The following is a 19,871-nucleotide window of genomic DNA, read 5'->3' on the forward strand; positions in this document are numbered from 1 at the left end:
CATCCACACGTGCCGCGTAAGCGTATAAACACCTAATTTTCAATTCAGGTACTAACACCTACTCCCATAGGTTACAAAGACCACTTTATGGGTGATGAAGGACATCGCAGCAGCAAAGCTTATCAAAGCAATACCCTTTCCAATCGGAATCCACCACCCCGCCCTCTACCCGACCCACCTGAGCACTACTAAACTATGAACTATGAACTATGAACTATGAACTATGAACTATGAACTATGAACTATGAACTAAAACCTACTCCTCTCCCAACACCAACACCTCCCCCGCCTGCACCTTCCGTTCCCCCCGCACGTTTTCGTATTCAATGGTGTAGACAAAGACGGCGGGATTGACGAGGCGGCCGTTGAAGCGGCCATCCCAGAGCGGGGTGTTGATGGTGATGGGGCCCTGGTCTGGGGTTTGCTCGAAGACGAGATTGCCCCAGCGACTATAAATGCGGATGGCGTCAATGCGCGCCACACTGACGCGCGGGAATATCCGCAAGTCGTCATTCGTCCCATCGCCGTTGGGGCTGAAGGCGGTAGGGACAAAAATATCCGTTTCCTGCAGCACCCCGATGAAGACACTGTCTTGCCGGCTGCAGCCCGTCAGGGTATCCAATGCCTCCAGCAAGTAGAGCGTTCCCCGCAGCGGTCGGGCCCAGGGTGATAGGGCGCTCGAATCGGATAAACTGGCACCGGGCGTCCAGGAAAAAAGCGTATTCAAACTGTTCACCTCGCTGTGCAGGCGGATGGAATCGCCGAGGGGTATGCTGGTATTCGGGATGGTGGAAAGCTCCAGCGGCCGCACGGGGTCCAGCCGAAAGTCAATCAAGGTATCACAGCCGTCGGGGCTGACGACTTCAAAGAGGTAATTGCCCGGCGTACGGAGGTTGAACTGGTTGCGCCCGGCGGAGAAATAGCCCTCCGGCCCCGAGCCCATGATGAGGTCTTCCGGGTTCTCCGTGCGGATGGCGACTGCCACGACTTCCCCCGCTTCACAACGCGTGTCTTGCACCTGCGTCCGCGCCCTCGGATACTGCCGCAGATGGAAAGAAACTTCCGTATCCGCATAGCAAAGCCCGTCGAAACCGGTCCACAGCCGGGCCGTTATCTGGCCGCTGGTGTCGTAGCGGTGAGTGGGGTTGAGGCTGGTCAGCGGATCACTCCCGTCGCCCGGCAGCAGAAGGAAACTGCTCGCTTGCTGGAGGTTGCCCTCGTACTGAAACAAGACTTGCGTTGGGCCACAGCGCGTCGAATCGTAGGTGAGGTTGAGGCGGATATCGGGGGTAGGCCGCACGAAAGCCGGCGCAAAAGCCGTATCCGCACACCCCTGGCTGGAGGTGTAAATCAGTTGCACGGAATACAGCCCATCCTGCGCGTAGGCGTGCTCCACTTCGCAGCCGTCGCTGCCCTGCCCGTCCCCAAACAGCCAGCGGCAGCTTTGCCCCCCGCTTCCCGCGCTCAAAAAGACTTGCGGCTGGTTGGCACAAAGGGTATCCGGCGGCACAATGGCCGCGGTGGGTTGTGGCAGGACCTGCACAGTCTGGCTTCCTTCGGCGCGGCAGCCTTCGCTGCTCGTGGCGGTGTAACGCAGGAGGAGCGGCGCTGCGGATGGTGCGTAAAAATGGTTGCCGAGGTTCTGGCGGGTACTGTCTCCATCGCCAAAATACAGCAGCGTACTGGCGGCGTCCGATTGCAAATGGTAGGCAAAAGGTGCGTAGGGGCAAACGAAGGAAGGTGCCGTAAGTGCCAGCGCGGGGCTGGGCAGTACCCGACCCGTCCAGCGGCTGCTGTCGTACCCACAGCCGTAGGCGTAAATGGTAAAGGCAATGGGCCCCGGTGCATCAAAAACCACGGCCACGGAATCGCTGGCGAAGCGGCGGCCATCGGAAAAGACGTATTCCACCCGCGTACCGGGCGTGGAGATGTTGTTGACGATGAAGGGCTGACCAACGCAAACGGTCGTATCCGTAAACGCCGGAAGGGCACGGATGTTGGTCGGTTCCACGGTCACGTCCACCGAGCTGCGGTCGTTCCGGCACGCATTGCCCACCTCCAACGTGTAGGTGATGGTGCGGGCCACGTCGCCCGTAACGGGGCGGAGCACGGGGGGCTGAAAGGACGTAAATTGCTGTCCGTCGGAGCTCGACCACGCCACCGCATCGAGGGTGCCGGTGGCCAAATTGGTCAGGATGAGCTCACTCCCGCTGCAATTTTCGGGGTACACGACGCCGATATTGGCCACGGGGTTGGCCCGCAGCACCAGCTCGAAGCTACTTTGGGCGCGGCCGCAGGTGCCGAGCGTGTTGAGGGAGATGAGGAAGGTCGTATCCTCCAGCGGAGACGGAAAGGAGACCAATGTTGGACCCGTAGCGACGAAAGCAGTGTCTCCGTACCGCCACTCGTACTCCAGGTTTTGCAGCGCCGCAGCCGGCGGTGGCGTGAAGCTCAGCAACAATTCCTCGCCCGGGCAGAGGGTATCCGTAGCGATGTTGATCGTCGCCGGCTCCGGCGGATCCAACACCCGCACGGAGGTGGAGGCGGGGGCGGAACTGCAAAGCACGGTGTTGTTGGTGGGGTGCCGCCGTTCGCCTACCACCGTCACGGTATAATCTCCGGCCTGCGGAAATTGATGACAGATGGAAGCGCCCGAACTGTTCAGGCCATCGCTGGTCCGCCAGCGGTACGTGTCCGCCGGGGTACCGCCAGCCAGGAAAGTAACGCAGCTGCCGTCGTTACACGCCACCGCGTCTCCCGACAGCGTAGTGCTGGGCTGCGCAAGTAGTTCCACGCGGAAGTCCGCACTGTTGCAACCCGCCGGCAAGTCAGCAACGGTGTACTGGAAATTGTAGGTGCCCGGCGTGGCACCCGAGACATTAATGGATGTGGCGTTGATGGGCAAGTCGCCCGTCCAAACGCCCCCCAGGCCGGGGCTTACGCTGGGAAGCAGGAGCATGGCCGCCGTATCGCACAGAAAGGCGACGGGTTCCGCCACCGTGACCCCATTGCCCGGGGCGATGGTGACCGTCACCTCGTCTTGACTTGCGCAGAATCCTTCTCCCAGGGTCAGGGTGTAGCGGTAAGTGCCCGGGGCAACGGCGGATAGGTTTAGGGTGCCGTCCGTTGCTGCTCCGGGGCCCGACCAACGGCCTGCCCCCGGATCACCCAAGGCGTAAGTCCCACCGCCGCCGCAGATGATGGTATCGGCTCCGGCGTTGGGCTGGACAATCTCCGTGATGGTCACGAACAGGGTGTCCGTTGTCGCGCAAAGCTCCGGGGTGCGCGGGTCTGCAACGCTGATCAACACCGTATCGACTTCTCCAACGGCCAGGTTAGCGGGCCGATAAGTCCCCGCCGCGCCGTCGACGATGCCCCGGCCAACGAAAGAGAGTTGGCCGAAGGCGGGACTGAAAGAAAAGCCCGGGGCGGAGGCCAGCAGGTCGATCGTTTGGTCGGTATTACACACGGAAATGGGGCCACCCGTATTCAGCGTGGGTTCCGCCACCACTTCTGCATTCCAGCTGCCCGCTTCCGTACAGCCCGTTACCAGGTTTTCGCGCTGGTAGGCGATAGCGTAGGTGCCGGGGGATAACCCGGCGGGCGAAAAAGTGCGGGCCAGGTTATCCACCCCGGTTCCGCCCAGCGTTCCGTCGTTGGGCATAGGCATTAGGCTGACCGGTGGGGAACTCACGCAAATGAAAAAGTCGGGGGGCAGTTGGAGGGCGGAGTCTTCCAGGCGCAAATTGACCGTGAGGCTGCGCTCGCAAGCCCCCTGGCCCAGGGTGTAGGTGAAAGTGTAATCCCCTGGAGCAGCTGATTGGTCAAAAAATGCTTCGCCGTTGCGGATGACGAGACCCACCGCTGGTGTCCAACGCCCACCAGCGTCGGAGACCTGGATGGCGACCAAGCCGGTATCCGGACAAAAAGCCGCCCCGTTGTTGGGCATCACCAGCGTGGGTTGAATAGCGGCGTCCACGAAAAGGGTGTCGGTAACGACCAGGAAACCGCATTCCGTGGTCTTTTCCGCCCGGATGACGTAGGGCGTTGCGCGGGCGGACATGGTAAAGGGAAAGGTAGTGACCACCGCGCCATCAATAAAGTAAGTCGCGTTGGGGTCGACGCCCGGGGTGGGGGTGTAGGCCAGGGAAGGACAGGCGTCGGGCTGGGGATTCAGTGTGAGGGTTTCGCCGCGAACTACGGTAATGGGACAGGGATGGGTCTGGGTTTCGTTGCAACTGCTGTTACGGCCAGTGAGGGTAAAGGTCCGCTCTCCCGGCGTCGTAAAGCAAACGCGGGTGATCAAGGCATCCGGGTCTTCGATGGTGACACCGCTGCCGTTGTTTACCGTCCAGCGCCAGCTGTCAATCCCCGTGGATGCACTGCCGTTGAGGCGAATGCAGCTTTCCCCCGCCAGGCAGACGCGGAAGTCGTTGTCGGGCCCCACGATGACGTTGGAATCCGGGGTGCCGACGACGGATGGCGCCTCGACAATATCTATCGTCCGCGACACCGCCCGCGTGCCACAGAGGTTGGTGGCCGAGAGGGTGAAGGTCTGGGGGCCGACCTCATCGAAGGCATAACTGATCTCGAAGTCGCGGCTGGTCGAGCCGTCGGGCAACGTCCAGAGGTAGGTCATGCTGGTATCGTTGCCGGGGCAGGTCAGGTTGAGCAGGTCGAGCATCGTGCCCGTACACGACACCATGGGCAGGGTGAAGGCTGGTTCCGGGGGCTTCTGGAAGCCGATCCGCCGCGAAACGTTTTCGGAAGTGCCGTCGGTGTACTGTGCCACTACTTCGATGAGGAAGCAGGAGCCGTAGACTTGCCGGCTGATGCAGGCGTCGCTGTAATCGCATTCGTCAAAAAGCTCGGGAAAGGAGTAGGTAAAACTTCGGGTGAGTTGCGCCGGGTTGGTGATGACGACGGGCGGAACGTTGTCGCCGTCCCAAAAGAGCCGGACGGTGGAAAAAGTCCGGGCGGGGTCCGGGACGATATTGATCCGCACCAGGCTGTCTTGGGCGCAGCGGGTAAAATCCCCGTTGACAATGGAAAAGGAGAGGTTGGGGTCTTGGGCGAGGAGGGCGCCACTAAAGAGCAGGCCCAGGCAAGCCAGAAACGCCATGCGGCACAGGGAGGTACTTGGTTTCATGGTAGGTGTAGATGCGGGTGGGTAGTTTTTTGGGGTGGCCTGTTTGCCAGTGGAAGAGCAGCCTGCCGTGTTTACCTCTCGCCCTTGGTGGTGGTGCTCCTTGCCTTGGTTACGAAGATAGGGTGTTTTGGGGGACGGGCGCTGTGTTTGCTGAAGGAATGAGTTAATTACTTCCTAAGAGCTTTCGAGGCAGAGACCTAGCAAAGTATGTCCACACACAACATGATTAGTCCGTTAAATAGCGTAGCGAAGTAGTCTGGCCTTCCAGTTTCGCATGGTCAATCGAACAGCGTTCATTTCCGTTTCGGTTGAAAATAAGTTTAAACAAAAAATGCTTTGGAAAGCGGCACGCTTTGACCAATGGAGCGCCTCATCTCGAAGGTTTCTCAAGCTGAACTGATGGCCAAAATTTTGCGCAATCGATTTGACGACCAGGCGTCATAATGCAGAATTGGGGCGAGTTTTCTGTAGGTGGATAAATCTGTTGTTTTGGGGCAAAGAGGGTGGAAGATACCCTGCACACTATCTAAGTCGAATCATGTAGGTTAATGAAATGGGATGTTCTGCTAGGATGATAGTACACTGGCGAAGAGTTAGAAGTGTCTGGCTTTTGTGTCACAAATACGGCACTTTAAAAGCATCAAGGATCTCCATGGTTTCGCTTCGTTTTAAATCTTTGAATGAATTTCCTTTTTCGAAAGAAGATCGAATGTCTTCTATAGAACCATACCTGTTGACTAAATAAGTGAACTTACCAGTTCGCTCAAATTTTCTATTTATGCTTTGGAGCGTTTTGTAGTAGTCGTTAAGTATGTCCTTAAGTCGATGTTCACGAAACATTTTCAGGAAGTTAAACAAGTAACTTTCTGAAATCAGCGTCACGGGTTTTACGCTTCTGAAGGGGAAACCTTGAAGGAGAGAGGCGGCTTGTTCGTTTAACCAGTGGTTCACTCCAGGCATGGAAAACTGATCATGAGAATACACAATCACCGGGTAGATATCTACAGACTGTCGCCGGTGCTTTTGAGTGAAGTGGTCGAATCCGAATTCGGCCTTCGATAGGTACTCAATATGATTAGCGATCTGCTGGACTCCTTTGGGTTTGCCTTCGGCGTTTTTCAAGAATTTTTCCCGGACTGTAGCAGTGATATCCGCAAATGTAGCAGCTTCGGTAATTGCATCGGCAAAGAGCACATCCTTGTATTCGAAGATGAAGATGGAATTTCCTTGCCTAAGGTATCCATCGGGATATTCATCTTTCTCGCCCAAATGAAGTACGTCATACTTATTTTTGCTGTAAGCGAATTTTAGAAGGCTCTGGAAGATGATCTCTTCTGATACATGTTTCCCGATAAAGGAGCGAAAAGTTGGAATGTCGCCGTAAGCCTTCCTTAGAGTCTTGGACCTGTAGAAAAGATCAAAGGTTACGCCAATACCCAGCTGGGAATACAAGAAATTCCAGTTGGAGACCAGAAAGGCGTTGTCTTCAAAATGGAAAAGTGGCTGTTTTCGTATGCCAGCGTAGCGTATCTGGTCCCGTTTGTTGGCGGCGTACTCCTCTGGATCAATGACTCTGCGCTCGATGATTTGGCGATAGGGATGATCGATGGGAATGTTCAGTAAAGGAAGTTCAACCCTGTTTTCCTTATGAATAGCTGCTTTGATGATATCTATGTAACCAGAAACGAAAGTCCAAGGGGTATCGAAACCGTAGTCGGCAAGATACTCCCTTACGGATGTACTGAATTCAGGCAGCTTCAGCATTTCCTCAAGAAAAGCATTGGTTTTTAGTGCCTGGAAAATTGGGTTGAGTTCAGTGGTAAACTCATATTGCTGGACTAGAGAAGGCCAGGTGAATTCGAAGAAGTGAGTGATTGGGTTCGCTTTGCTTCCAGTTAGCTTATCCTGGTTTTCAAAAATTGTTCTGTCAACAGAGACCAAGTAGGCAATGAAAATTTTCAGTTCATCATCGGGGGTAGTATCGGGATGTTGATACTCAAACTCCCTCCAGTTCAGTAATTCCTGCTTAATAAATTCCATGACTAACCACGGGGAAAAGAAGGTTGGCTGATGACCAGCCTTGCGAGCTGCAACTGTTGCAGCGGCTAGTATTCCATTTTTTACTTTGTCAGACCAGTTTCGAGCTAAGAAGTCAAAGATTTTATCTTCACTAGTCCTCAGATATAAATGGTGATTGATGTAAGAGAGTACGACCAATACTATTCGAGATGGAATATGCTGGAGGAGCTCATCAATTGCAGGTGTTTCCTTACCTGGAAATAACTGGCTGTAAGAAAATGGCACTAGGAGCATCACGCAAGGCTCTAGGGCTGCTCAAACTAAGTTCAGCCCATAAGCATAACAGTTGGTGAGATACTATTAGTTCCGCTTTACACTTTTGACGCCTATTGGAGGGAAGGTAGCCAAATCATAGGGCAAAAGTTGCGCAAAAATGACACTCAACTCGCACTCCTGTTTTCCTTCTGTAGGGCGTTGTTTCAGCAAGATTTAGAGTAAATCTTGCACTACTGTTCGCATAGCCTGCACCTCCCTCCCCCTGCACCTGCGGCAGCGCCCTAAAAACACGCCCACTAGCCCCAAAACCACCCCTCCCTACCCCCAAAACACCTGGCGCAAGGAAGGAAACCTGCCCCAACCGCGCGCAACCCCATAAACGTTAAAACGCTAAACCGACGAACATCGATAATGGGTAAGCCGTACTAGCAAAAGGGCTTTAGAGCCCTGCCTGCTTCTTTTTTAGTAAACTTTTCTCCCCCTTTTTAACCCAAAAAAACCAACTAACATGACTTACCCTTCTTTCAGCAAGTTGCTCTTGCTGCTACTGACCCTTACTGCCCTTTCCTTTACTTCGTGCGACGACGACGATGACGTTCTCGGCATCGACCTGACGGACGACGGGACGCTCTTCATGTCCTCCAACACCACCGGCCTGGTGGGGGTACTGGACGTAAACGACAACCCCCTGGAAGTGGAAACCTTCGCCTCCGCCGGGATGGATGCCGACGGCATTTACTACGACGACAGCGATGAAATGGTCTTTCAGGTCATCCGTTCCAACAGCACCCTGGTGAACTATAAGGACGTACTCGATGACCTCGACGACCCCAATGGCGTCGACGTAGTCAACACCTCCACCTCTGATTTCACCAACGGCCGCGGACTCGTTGCCATCGGAAACAGCCAGTTCGTAGTGGCCCAGGATGCCAGCGCGGAAAACAATAACACCAATGCCATCGTGATCTACGGCTTCTCCGAAAACAGCGGATTTACGCTGGCAAAAACCATCCCAACGGACTTTAACCTGTGGGGCCTCGAGTTCGTAGACGGTACGGTTTACGCCGTGGTTGACAATTCCGATTCGATCGCCGTCTTCAACAACCTGTTCGACACACCAGACGGGCAGACGGCCACGCCCGACCGCTACATCCGCGTAGACGGCCTGGTGCGTACTCACGGCATTGCCTACAACGAACAGGACGACCTGATGGTCTTGACCGACGTTGGCGCTGCGGACAGCGACAGCGACGGAGCGATTTTCATCATCTCTAATTTCAGCACCCGCTCGAATGATGTTTTCGCCGCAGCCGATTACGTCCGCATCGGCGGCGCCAATACCCGACTCGGTAACCCCGTGGATGTAGACTACGACCCCGACGATGACCGCATCTTCGTAGCGGAGCGCCTGCGTGGCGGCGGTGAGTTGCTCATCTTCCAAAGCAGCGCCACGGGCAATACGGCCCCCATCGAAACCATCCCCTTCGCAGGCATCTCTTCCCTGTACCTGAACCGGGATTAAGAGCACCCCAGGCACGGGTTTAGCCCCGCCCCTTCGGGAGAAATAAGCGAAAGCTGAGCCCCTCCACCGTTTTGGTGGAGGGGCTTTTTTTGGGGGTGATGCTACCAGCACTGCGGCAGGCGGATAGGGTTTTCCCCTTGCCCCCTTTGGTGAGTACTACCAAATGGTTGATTGGTCTGCCCCCTTCTTTGATACGAAAATTACGTTCCGTAGCTACAAGGTCAGGTTTGACCTGACATTTTAACTACGAAACGTAACTCTATCCGTTCAGGCACTATCAAGAAATTTTGCCAATCAATAGCCCGAGCAGTTGACATCGCTACCAAGCCCCTCGAGGCCGAAAAAATAACGTCGGCCATTCACCAGCCGGGGAGAGACGGTCAACCTAATCCAGGATGAACCCGTCCACACCCAAATCCTCCTCCCATCCTTACTCACCGCAATACCACCACCCGCTTCGTACAAATCCCTCCTTTCAAGTCGAGCACCAACCAGTATAGACCGTTCCCCAGGCTCTCCGGGATAGGCAGGGGCGCATCTGTGAGTTGGCCTGACCAACACCTCCGCCCCAGGTTGTCCAGAAGGTGAACCGACCGAAAGCGATCGCCAGCAGGAAAACCCGTTATCCGCAATTGGTTTTGCACCGGATTCGGAGATACCTGGATCCGCTCGGCCAATGCATCGATGCGCTGGTTGCTGGTCGGGTTACCTGAATAGGAAATGGTCCCATTCTGTACCGTAGCAGGAATATGATTTGCTAAATTGTCACTGAACGCAGTGGGAAAATCAGGATTAAAGTGGACTTCTGCCGATTCTTTAAAATCGCGGAGCAACTCAAAGGAAAGTCTGAAGGCTGCGGAGTCTTCCTCGAACACCAGAAAATCCCGGAGCCCCGTCGCAATTACGGGTACGACTATGACCCTGATCTCATTATCCCCTAAGCGATTGGATAGAACGGTAAAGTTACCGTTTTGCAGTACCGCACTCACTTTCAGTGAATCCAAACGAAGTTTTTCGGGTGGCCAAAGTACGCTGAACTGAATCGCGGCAGCAGAGTCTGGCGCACTAATCAAAATGGGCACCTCAACGAAAGTAGCGTCTTCCTGAACCACCACATCCAGTATCCGCATACTTTGCGCTGGTAGGAGGGCTACTCCGAGCAATGTACTAAGCGTAAAAATTAAGGAAAGTAAAGGGGTTTTGCTATACTTGTTCATACTATAGTTTATGTATGTCTAAACACGGATTTTTTAAATTTTGCGCGTTTTTATCAAGAGTTGTCAGACGAGAACTGCTGCGAAATTTACCGACCCTTTAATTGTCTGTAAAGAAGTTCGCACAAGACTCATTGGTATCACCCAGTCTGATGGCGGCAAAGTTGCGCACCCTGACTCCCTATTCCTATCCCGCTGGAGAAAAAGCTATTGTTCCACCACGTATTAGCATTTATTTTATATATGTAAATCTGGAGTTTGTAATTATTTAATCTAGCCCATGCGCGCTAAGGTTTCATATTACCTGGGTCCTGTCGAACGTCAAAGATGTCCGTCACTATAATCAGCGGTTGAGCCAGCAGGTAAATGATCTTGTACAAGGTGCCAAAGAGTATGGAGCGGTGACCTTGCCCCAAATCACCAAGCTGTTCTTCTACCGGACCTATTTCAGGATACTTCTCCAATTTCTTTGCCGTATCCCGAATACCCTTGACCGTTTGTCTCGCCTTCTTGTCGTTGCCCTTGGATCTTTCGTAATCTTCAATCTGGGTAAGCCTGCGGATGGCGTTGCTGGTAAAGAACAACTTCATAGACCAAACATTTTATCCATCTGATCAACCGAGTAAATTCGTCCGGCCACAATATCTGCATTAGAGGCCTCCGCTCGGGCAAGCAACGCTTCGCGGGACATCGGCTTCAACGCAGCTTCATATTCATCCGCGCTCATTTCAGGCGTACGCAAGTGGAGCAAATCCTCCTCGGTAACGGGTTCGGTGAGCTCATTGGCGTACTCCACCTTGACTGCTTCCAGGACGGAACTGATTACTCGCAAAAGCTTCTCATCGGCTTGCTGGATCTGCTGTAAAAGATTCGCACGGAGTTCGGTAGCGGTCATAATAGGAAGATTGAGGGAAAGATAGCTGCCTAAAGATAACGGTTGTGCCAGTGGCTTTGGTTTTATCATTGCTTGAGACAAAGTCATAAGACGAGTGAAAACATCCCCTCATTCCCCTAACAAAAAAACATTCCCCCCGTAATCCACCCATTCCACAAGGCCAAAGCGCTCCAGCAAAATAAAATCCGCGGGCGGCCGCGAAGCAGCCAAGTCGTTCCCACTAAGATCATTAAGAGCAATATTATTTGCATTTATTGTAGATACAATTATTGCGTTAGTTTGCGTATTGCGGTACGTAAACCGCTGGCTAAGGTTTGCTGAAAAAGCGGTGGGCTGAGGGACCTCCAACTGTCGCTCCAAAACATCCAGCCTAAACACCTCTGGCTCAAGTAAGGAAGTCGAGCTGTAGTTGAGCGTAAGCCTCGAGGGGAAAAGATAAAAGGTCAGGTGGTAATTATTCTCGTCAAAGGGCGAGTCCAGCTGAAGCGTCAGTACTTTATATTCGCACTGCCTTACCACCCCGCTAATCCGGCAATCCACCCGTGGACCCAACGGATGGTTCGTAAACTTGTTCTTCACCGTCACCACACCACCCACCGTCACCACACCACCATTCGAAAATGGAATGGTATCCCCTTCAGCAAACGCGGCAAATCCATCGATCCATGCCGCAGTCTGCGGGTCAATGAGCACGCCCCGAGAAGTTTCTTTCTGAAGACAGCTGGGACAGAAAAACAAACAACCCGCCAGCACCAATAGCGCTAGCGGGTTGTTTTGGAAGAATGATATGGCAGTCAGGCTTTGCATTTTTACTAGGGTTTATTTCTAGTAAATTTATGCCCACCAGGCCAAAAAAGCAAATCTTAATTCCTCCTACCGGTTAGACCCCTCTTTCTCCTTCGCCCGGCGGTCGCGTTGCATCGGGTTTTCTCCCGCGCCACGCTGCCGGCTCTGGAAAAGCTCGAAACGCGTCTCCTCCGACTGCGAAGGGTAGTAGTTGTTGCTCCGGTCGGTATCGGCCGTTTCCAGGAAGGGGTCCAGCTCGATGGCCGTGACTTCTTTCGCGAAAGGGAAGACCTTACTGACTTTTTTGTAATCGCGGCGCCAAATCTCGGCGGGGATTTTCTGCACCTCCGTCGTGCCATCGGCGAAGGTGAATTCCAGGATGATCGGCATCACCAAACCACCCAGGTTTTCGAACGTGAGCTCGTAGTAGTACTTATCGGCGTCCAACACCGCCCGCTCGGCCTCACTCAGGCCTTTGAGGTAGCTCTGGTATTCCTCCTGGTCCAACACCGTTGCTTTGAGCGGATCGTAGTCGGTGTAAAAGTCCTTCAGGCTCGGGTCTTGCTCATCGTAAGTCTGGGCAATTTCTTCGTTGCGGATGTCGCTGATGTTGCGCGGCCCTTCGGCCTGGCGCTGTTTAGCGAGCGCATTTTCCTTTTCGGGGTTGCGGGAGTTAACCCGGAAGGGCGTCACTTTGCTCAGGGCAATGTCCGTGTGGTCGGTGGTAAAAAACCAGCCGCGCCAGAACCAGTCGAGGTCAATGGCTGAAGCATCTTCCATCGTCCGGAAAAGATCCGCCGGGGCGGGGTGCTTAAATTTCCAGCGGTTGGCGTACTGCTTGAAAGCGTAGTCAAACTGCTCGCGGCCCATGATCGTCTCCCGCAGGATGTTGAGGGCCGTGGCGGGTTTTCCGTAGGCGTTGTTGCCGAATTGCCAGATGGATTCCGAGTTGGTCATGATCGGTGAGATGAAGGCTTTGTCGCCCTTCATGTAGTCCACGATCTTATCGGCGGGTCCGCGGCGGCTCGGGTAGTTGCGCTCCCACTGTTGCTCCGTGAGGTACTGCAGGAAAGTGTTGAGCCCTTCGTCCATCCACGTCCATTGCCGCTCGTCGGAGTTGACGATCATCGGGAAGTAGTTGTGGCCCACTTCGTGGATGATCACGCCAATCATGCCGTACTTCGTCCGGTCGCTGTAGGTGCCGTCTTCTTCCACCCGACCGAAGTTGAAGCAAATCATCGGGTACTCCATGCCGATGTCGGCGGCGTTGATCGACCAGGCCACGGGGTAGGGGTAAGCAAAAGTGTAATGGCTGTACCACTTCAGCGTGTGGGCCACGGCCTTGGTGCTGAAGCGTTCCCAGAGTGGGTTGCCTTCCTTAGGATACATCGACATGGCCATCGTCGTAGAACCGTCTTCTTGTTTCACAGCCATGGCATCCCAGATGAACTTCCGGGAAGAGGCGAAGGCGAAGTCACGCACGTTCTCCGCCTTAAAGTGCCAGGTCTGTTCTTTGGTCAACTTGGTTTTTTCCCGCTCCACGGCTTCTTCCTGGCTGGCGATGATGACGGGCTGGACAAACTCTTTCTTGGCCATTTCCAGTCGGTCACGCTGTTGCTTGGTCAGTACCGTATTGGGATTTTGCAAAGTCCCCGTGGCCGCCACCAGGTGGTCGGTCGGGACGGTGATCTTCACGTCGTAGTCGCCGAAGGTGAGGGTAAACTCACCACTGCCCAGAAACTGCTTGTTTTGCCAACCCTCGTTGTCGATGTACAGCGCCATGCGGGGGTAGAACTGCGCGATGGTGTAGAGGAAGTTATCATCCTTCTCGAAGTATTCGGAGCCCGAGCGGCCGCCGCCGTCGGTCAGGCGGTTGTTGATGTTGTACCACCACTTGAGTTTCAGCTGGACTTTCTCGCCGGGCTTCAGCGGCTGGGCCAGCTCTACGCGCATCATCGTACGCTCGATGGTGTACTCCATGGGCTTACCCTCCACGCTCTGCACGTAGTCGATCTTGAAACCTCCGTCAAAGGTGGGCTCCAGGCGGGCCAGTGCCCCCAGGGTCATGCGCTCGCTCATGTTGCTGGTTCCCGTTTTGTAGGTGTCGCTGTCGAGCGCCCGCACGTTTTGGTCCAACTGCAACCACAGGTAGTCCAGTACGTCGGGAGAGTTATTGTGGTAAGTAATCGTAGAAGTACCGTAAATGCGCTGTGTGGCGTCATCCAGGCGCACGTCCATCACGTAGTCCGCCTTCTGCTGCCAGTATTGGTGGCCCGGCGCTCCGGCCGCGTTGCGGTAAACATTGGGGGTTGGCAGCTCCATATAGAGTTGCCGGAAAGGATTTTTATTGATGTTCTCCGTTTGGGCCGATACGCCAAAGGCCATTAGCAGAGCGCATACGAGAAAAAGTAATCTGGTCATTTCGTGGGTTGTTTGAATACGATACGGGCTATACTTCGCCGAATCAGCCTTCCCAAAGCTGCCCAGCGAAGCGCGCACTAAGATAAGACAATACGCCGAATGAATTTCCCTCCGTTGCGCTAGCCGTCCGTTGGCTTACTTTTCTCAGCGCCCTCTCCTTTCCAATAGCGCTTTGGGTTTGGGCGCGGCCGCTGGTGCCATGCCCGTCTCCCCAGGGAAAAGCCAGGGAAGGATTACGGCCAGCACTGGATACTCTTCAAATCTGCTGGTAACAAACCTTCATCGCCCTCCCATCGCTTTTTGTTTGGACCCTGCACCTGCGTCAGCGCCCTCCAAAAGCACCCGGTGAATTGTTCCACGTGGAACATTCACCCCCAGCCAGCCTGATAATGTTCCACGTGGAACATTCCCCAGCAGTGTTCCACGTGGAACATTACCCCTAAAACAAGCGCGCCGAATGTTCCACGTGGAACATTCGGCGCACTTATAAGCCAAGTTTCATCGTCACACGAAGCGTTCCCGCAGCCAATCGCGGACTGGCTCGTAGTCCGTGCCCAGCGGAATAGCCACTTTCTCGCGGTGCTCCAGCTCCGCCAAACGCTCCGGAACTTCGATGCTGTGGCCGAGAATCCGCTCCACATCTGGCTTGAATTTACTGGGGTGGGCCGTCTCCAGGATGACGCCACGGGTGGCCGGGTGTTCCTTTTGCCACTCCGTCAGGGCCAGATAACCCACCGCGCCGTGCGGATCAATGACGTACCCGAAGCGTTCTTCTACCTCCCGGCCGGCCGCTTCCGTCGCCGCATCATCATAGGCATAGCCCGTTATCAAAGACTGCATCGCCGCGTGGGTAGCGGGAGCGTGCGGATCTTTGCCATTCAAGTGCCCGTAAAGGTTCAGCATCCGGGCAAAGTTGCTCGGCGCACCCACGTCCATAGCGTTGGAAAGGGTAGCTACCGAAGGCCGTGGCTGGTAAACACCGGTCTGCAAGTAGGCCGGAACTACGTCATTCCGGTTCGTAGCCGCCAGAAAATGGTGGACCGGCAAGCCCATCCGCTGCGCCAGCAAGCCTGCCGTCAGGTTCCCAAAGTTGCCGCTCGGTACACAAAACACCACGGGATCACCCGTCGCGCCCAGCTGTTTGTAGGCCTCAAAGTAGTAAAAGGCCTGGGGGATGAGCCGCGAAATATTGATGCTATTGGCCGAAGAGAGGCGGATATCGGACCGTAATTGCTCGTCCAGGAAGGCCTTTTTCACAATGGCCTGGCAGTCGTCGAAGGTGCCATCCACCTCCAGCGCGTGGATGTTATGGCCCAGGGTAGTCAGTTGCTTTTCCTGGAGGAGGCTGACCTTCCCCTTGGGGTAAAGAATCACCACCTCGATGCCCGGAGTCTGGTAAAAACCCGCCGCCACGGCCCCACCCGTATCGCCCGAAGTAGCCACCAAAATGACCAATTGCCGTTCGTTGCCCCGGTTAAAATGGCCCATGAGCCGCGACATAAAGCGCGCGCCAAAGTCTTTAAACGCCAGGCTCGGACCGTGAAAAAGCTCCAACACGTAGCGCTGATCGTCCAGTTTCACCACGGGCGCGGGGAAGTTTACCGCGTCGTAGACCAATGCTTTGAGGTCTTCGGCCGGCACATCGTCGCCTAGCAAATGCGCACTGATGCGGTAGGCAATCTCCTGAAAGGAAAGGTCAGGCAGCTCCGCAAAAAAGGCGGCGGGCAGCGGGTCCAGCCGTTCGGGCATGTAAAGTCCGTTGTCTGCCGGCAAGCCCCTGAACAGGGCCTCGGGCAAATCAGCCCGGTGGGCGGGGTCGTTGGTACTGTAAAATTTCATACGCGCTTGGTCGAAAAAGGGTAGGGGATTAAAGGATGACGACGCCTTCCTGGTTGATGGGCGAAACGTAAAGCTGACTGCTGACGCCGTGGCGGGCAAAAGCTTCCTGCATCGCCTGCCCCGCCGCCTGGGCCAGGTAGCCCGAATCGCAGAGGGCAAAGACGCTGGGCCCTGCCCCACTGATGCTGCAACCCAGTGCTCCCCGCTGGAGGGCCACCTGCTTCACCTCGTCAAAGCCCTTAATGAGCTGCTTGCGCTGGGGCTCTACGATGTAATCGTGCAAAGAACGGCCCAGCAAAGGCAGGTCATTGGTGTACAAAGCCGTGATGAAACTGGCCAGACTCCCCATCTGGAGGATCGCCGTTTTCAGGCTTACCTGGTCGCTCAACACCGCCCGGGCGTCGCGCGTAAGGATTTCAATGTCGGGGTGTACCACTGCTACTTGCAGGTTACCGGGCACTGGCAGGTGGTGGATGTCCAGCGAATCGTTCGACCGGATCAGGGTAATGCCCCCCACCAAACAGGGTGCCACGTTGTCGGCGTGGAAGCTGCCATCGGCCACTTCTTCGCCCAAAACGGCAAAGTAGAGCAAAGACTCCCTGCTCAGCGGGGCCCCCAACAGTTCATTGACGGCCACCACTGCCCCCGCCGCACTGGCTGCGCTGGAGCCCAGGCCACTGCCGAAAGGCATTCTTTTGTGAATTTCCAGGTCGATCCCTAACTCCGTCTGACCCAGGTGTTCGAGCAAACGCTGGGCCGCTACGCCCGCCGTGTTCTCCTCTACCGCATAGGGCAATACCTTATCACCCGTCCCGGTAATGGCTGTAATGACCAAACCCGGATGGTCGGGGTTAAACCTGGCCACAATCTCGTCTCCCGGCCGATTAATGGCAAAGCCGAGGATGTCAAAGCCCACGGCGACGTTAGCCACCGTAGCCGGGGCAAATACGCGTACTTCTTGCATCAGCTTAAGAATTTACCGATCTTAATAATCTCCGCAAAAACACCCGCGGCAGTTACTTCCGCACCGGCGCCCGGACCACGAATCACCAGCGGTCGTTCGCTGTAACGATCGGTCGTAAATACAATCATGTTATCGCTTCCACTCAGGAGGAAGAAGGGGCTTTCCGGACCAACTGCCTGGATGCCCACGCTGGCCTGGTCGCCCTCCAGCGTGGCAATCATCCGCAGGACTTTGCCCGCGCTGGCCGCATCGGCGAGCAGCTTGGTAAAGTAGTCGGCGTTCGCTTCCAATACGCCGAAGAAGTCATCCACCGAAGCGGCCTCCATCGCACCGGGGGGCAAAAAGCCTACCAGCTGCACGTGTTCCGCCTCCATCGCTACGCCCGTCTCGCGGGCGAGGATGAGGATCTTGCGGCCCACGTCTTTGCCCGATAGGTCAATCCGGGGGTCCGGCTCGGTGAAGCCCTTTTCCTTGGCGTCCATCACCACCTCGTGGTACGGGCGGCTGCCGTCGAAGTTGTTGAAGATGTAACTCAGGGAGCCACTCAGTACGCCCTCGATTTTTCGGATGCGGTCGCCACTGTCAAGCAGGTCGTGCAAAGTAGAAATAACCGGCAAACCCGCCCCCACGTTGGTTTCGTAGTGAAACTGCACGCCGCGCTTGTTGGCCACGTTTTGCAGGCGCTGGTACTGGGCGTAGCTGCTGGAGGTAGCCACCTTGTTGGGAGTGGAAATGCTGATGCTCTCATCGAGGATGCCTTCGTAGTAAGTGGCAATCTTGTCGTTGGCCGTGTTGTCTACGAAAATGCTGTTGCTCAGGTTCAGGTCGCGCATCCGGCCAACGAACACGGCCAGGTCCACGTTGGTCTCCGAAGTTTGCAGGGCTTCCTTCCAGTTGTCCAGGTCAATGCCATCGGGCTCGAACAACATCTTGCGGGTGTTGGCCAGGCCGACGACCTTCACCTCCATCCCCAGTTTTTTCCGGAGGTAGGCGTTTTGCTCGTTGATCTGCTTCAGCAAGGTTCCGCCGATGAGGCCCACGCCTACGATGAAGAGGTGCAGGCTTTTGTAGTCCGAAAGGAAGAAAGCTTCGTGCAGCGCGTTAAGGGCCTTGTTCTCATCTTCGCGGGGAATGACGACGGAGACGTTCAACTCGCTGGAGCCTTGGGCGATGGCCACGGCGTTGATGCCGTTCTTGCCGAGCGCCTGAAACAAGCGACCAGAAATTCCCGGCTGGTAACGCATGTTCTCGCCGATGATGGCCACTACGCTTAGGTCGCGCTCAACCTTCACGGGGTTAACCACCCCACGCTCAATCTCGTACTCAAAAGATGTTGTAACAGCTTCTTTGGCGAGGTCGGCATCTTCGGGCTTGACGGCGAAGCTGATGGAGTGTTCGCTCGATCCCTGGGTGATCAGGATGATGTTCACCGCCTGCTGGGCCAGGGCACCGAACAAGCGGGCCGAGATGCCGGGTACCCCAAACAGCCCGCTGCCCGAAAGCGTCAGCAGCGCTACGTTGTTGATCGAGCTGATGCCCCGCACGGCCACGCCATCGGGGTTGTTTTCTTCGCTCACTTTCGTGCCGGGGAACGAAGGATCGAAAGTATTCTTGATGTAGAGCGGAATCCGCTGCCGCAGGGCAGGCATCAGGGTAGGCGGGTAAATGACCTTTGCCCCGAAGTGCGACATCTCCATCGCCTCGGCGTAAGTCATCTTCGGAATCGTGAAGGCTTTCTTCACCCGGCGGGGATCGGCGGTGAGTACACCACTTACGTCCGTCCAGATCTCGATCGCGTCCGCCTGCAAGCCCGCGCCCACCAGCGAAGCCGTATAATCGGATCCGCCCCGGCCCAGCGTAGTGGTCAAACCGCCCTTCGCCGCCGCAATAAAGCCCGTAACGACCTGAACCTTAGGATGTTCCGCGTAGTAGGCCCGGATGGCCGTGTAGGTTTTTTCGAAGTTGACCTTGGCGTTGCCGAAGTTGCGGTCGGTCTTGATGATCTTCCTGGCGTCGAGGTACTCCGCCGGAATCCCGGCGTGCTGCAAGGCCTGGGCGATGATGTAGGAAGAGGAGCGCTCGCCGAAACTCAGGACGTAATCCATCGTCCGGCTGCTGGCCTCGCGGACCAAGAAAATGCCGTAGAGCAGGTTTTTGAGTACTTCGTGGGACTTCCGCAGCTGGGCCGAAGTTTCCAGACGGAGCATACTTCCTTCCGGCAGCAGCTCGGCGATGGCGTCTTGGTGGCGGTCGGCAAATTCCTGGAAGGCGGCCCCGTAGCGGTCATCTCCCGCAGCGGCCAGGCGGCTCATCTCAATCAGCCCGTCGGTGACGCCCCCGAAGGCGGAAAAGACGACGGTGAAGTGATCACCCGCCGCGTAGTAATCTTTGAGGATATTGATGATGCCGCGAATCCGGTCCGGCTTCGCGACGGAGGAACCGCCGAACTTTAAAACTTTCATGGGATATTTTCACTTGGCTGGTGCCCCGGCTTGGGGCAATCGAAAAAAGTCTGTAAAGATGTGGAATTTATAGGGTTCGCCAAGGTTTTGGGCCGAACAATGCACGGAGCTATTTACGATGCGGGGCAAGGCAGTTTTGCCCGGTTTCGGCTTACAGTTTTCGTACGGGCGCGGCCGCAGGTGCCAGGGACGTGACAAATGAGCAAAGGAGGCCAGCAAGGAGGTAAGGTTCCTTCTAGCATTTCAAGGAGAGGAGTAATGAAAATTTGCTATTGGGGACAGACTTATGATTGGTATAATCAATGATTGTGCCCTGCCCCTTCC

The 19,871-nt window shown here is 55.5% G+C and carries 11 protein-coding genes; 1 reads left to right on the forward strand and 10 read right to left on the reverse strand.

From position 1 onward, the window contains the following. Positions 1–256 precede the first annotated feature (256 nt). Positions 257–5,149: a PKD domain-containing protein gene (locus H9S92_RS16780; protein ID WP_187467846.1), complete on the reverse strand. Its 4,893-nt coding sequence runs from the start codon at positions 5,147–5,149 to the stop codon at positions 257–259. Between the two features lie 615 nt (positions 5,150–5,764). Further along, positions 5,765–7,462 (reverse strand): hypothetical protein, encoded by a 1,698-nt coding sequence (locus H9S92_RS16785; protein WP_222936142.1) that lies wholly within the window; start codon positions 7,460–7,462, stop codon positions 5,765–5,767. Positions 7,463–7,952: 490 nt separating this feature from the next. Here H9S92_RS16785 and H9S92_RS16790 point away from each other — a divergent pair, with 490 nt between their 5' ends. Then, a complete protein-coding gene (locus H9S92_RS16790) occupies positions 7,953–8,966 on the forward strand; it encodes a hypothetical protein (protein WP_187467848.1) in 1,014 nt (337 codons plus the stop codon). Between the two features lie 434 nt (positions 8,967–9,400). Here H9S92_RS16790 and H9S92_RS16795 read toward each other — a convergent pair whose 3' ends face one another. The 8 genes from H9S92_RS16795 to thrA form a co-directional block, all read right to left on the reverse strand. Further along, entirely contained in the window at positions 9,401–10,183 is a 783-nt protein-coding gene (locus H9S92_RS16795; protein WP_187467849.1) for a hypothetical protein, read from the reverse strand. A gap of 284 nt (positions 10,184–10,467) precedes the next feature. Continuing rightward, on the reverse strand, positions 10,468–10,770 hold the full coding sequence (locus H9S92_RS16800; RefSeq protein WP_187467850.1) for a type II toxin-antitoxin system RelE/ParE family toxin: 303 nt from the start codon (positions 10,768–10,770) through the stop codon (positions 10,468–10,470). Next, on the reverse strand, positions 10,767–11,075 hold the full coding sequence (locus tag H9S92_RS16805; RefSeq protein WP_187467851.1) for a hypothetical protein: 309 nt from the start codon (positions 11,073–11,075) through the stop codon (positions 10,767–10,769). The genes H9S92_RS16800 and H9S92_RS16805 overlap by 4 nt, the downstream gene beginning before the upstream one ends. A 108-nt stretch (positions 11,076–11,183) precedes the next feature. Further along, positions 11,184–11,882 carry a hypothetical protein gene (locus tag H9S92_RS16810; protein WP_187467852.1) on the reverse strand — a complete coding sequence of 233 codons (699 nt, stop codon included), beginning with the start codon at positions 11,880–11,882 and terminating at the stop codon, positions 11,184–11,186. Between the two features lie 66 nt (positions 11,883–11,948). Beyond that, a complete protein-coding gene (locus H9S92_RS16815; protein WP_187467853.1) occupies positions 11,949–14,282 on the reverse strand; it encodes a M1 family metallopeptidase in 2,334 nt (777 codons plus the stop codon). A gap of 504 nt (positions 14,283–14,786) precedes the next feature. Next, entirely contained in the window at positions 14,787–16,121 is a 1,335-nt protein-coding gene (gene thrC / locus H9S92_RS16820; RefSeq protein ID WP_187467854.1) for a threonine synthase, read from the reverse strand. Between the two features lie 28 nt (positions 16,122–16,149). After that, a complete protein-coding gene (locus tag H9S92_RS16825) occupies positions 16,150–17,085 on the reverse strand; it encodes a homoserine kinase (RefSeq protein ID WP_187467855.1) in 936 nt (311 codons plus the stop codon). After that, complete coding sequence (gene thrA / locus H9S92_RS16830) at positions 17,085–19,547, reverse strand: bifunctional aspartate kinase/homoserine dehydrogenase I (RefSeq protein WP_187467856.1); 2,463 nt, start codon at positions 19,545–19,547, stop codon at positions 17,085–17,087. Before thrA ends, H9S92_RS16825 begins: the two co-directional genes overlap by 1 nt. Between the last annotated feature and the right edge of the window lie 324 nt (positions 19,548–19,871).

The sequence above is a fragment of the Neolewinella lacunae genome, from assembly GCF_014349155.1.
GTDB lineage: Bacteria > Bacteroidota > Bacteroidia > Chitinophagales > Saprospiraceae > Neolewinella > Neolewinella lacunae.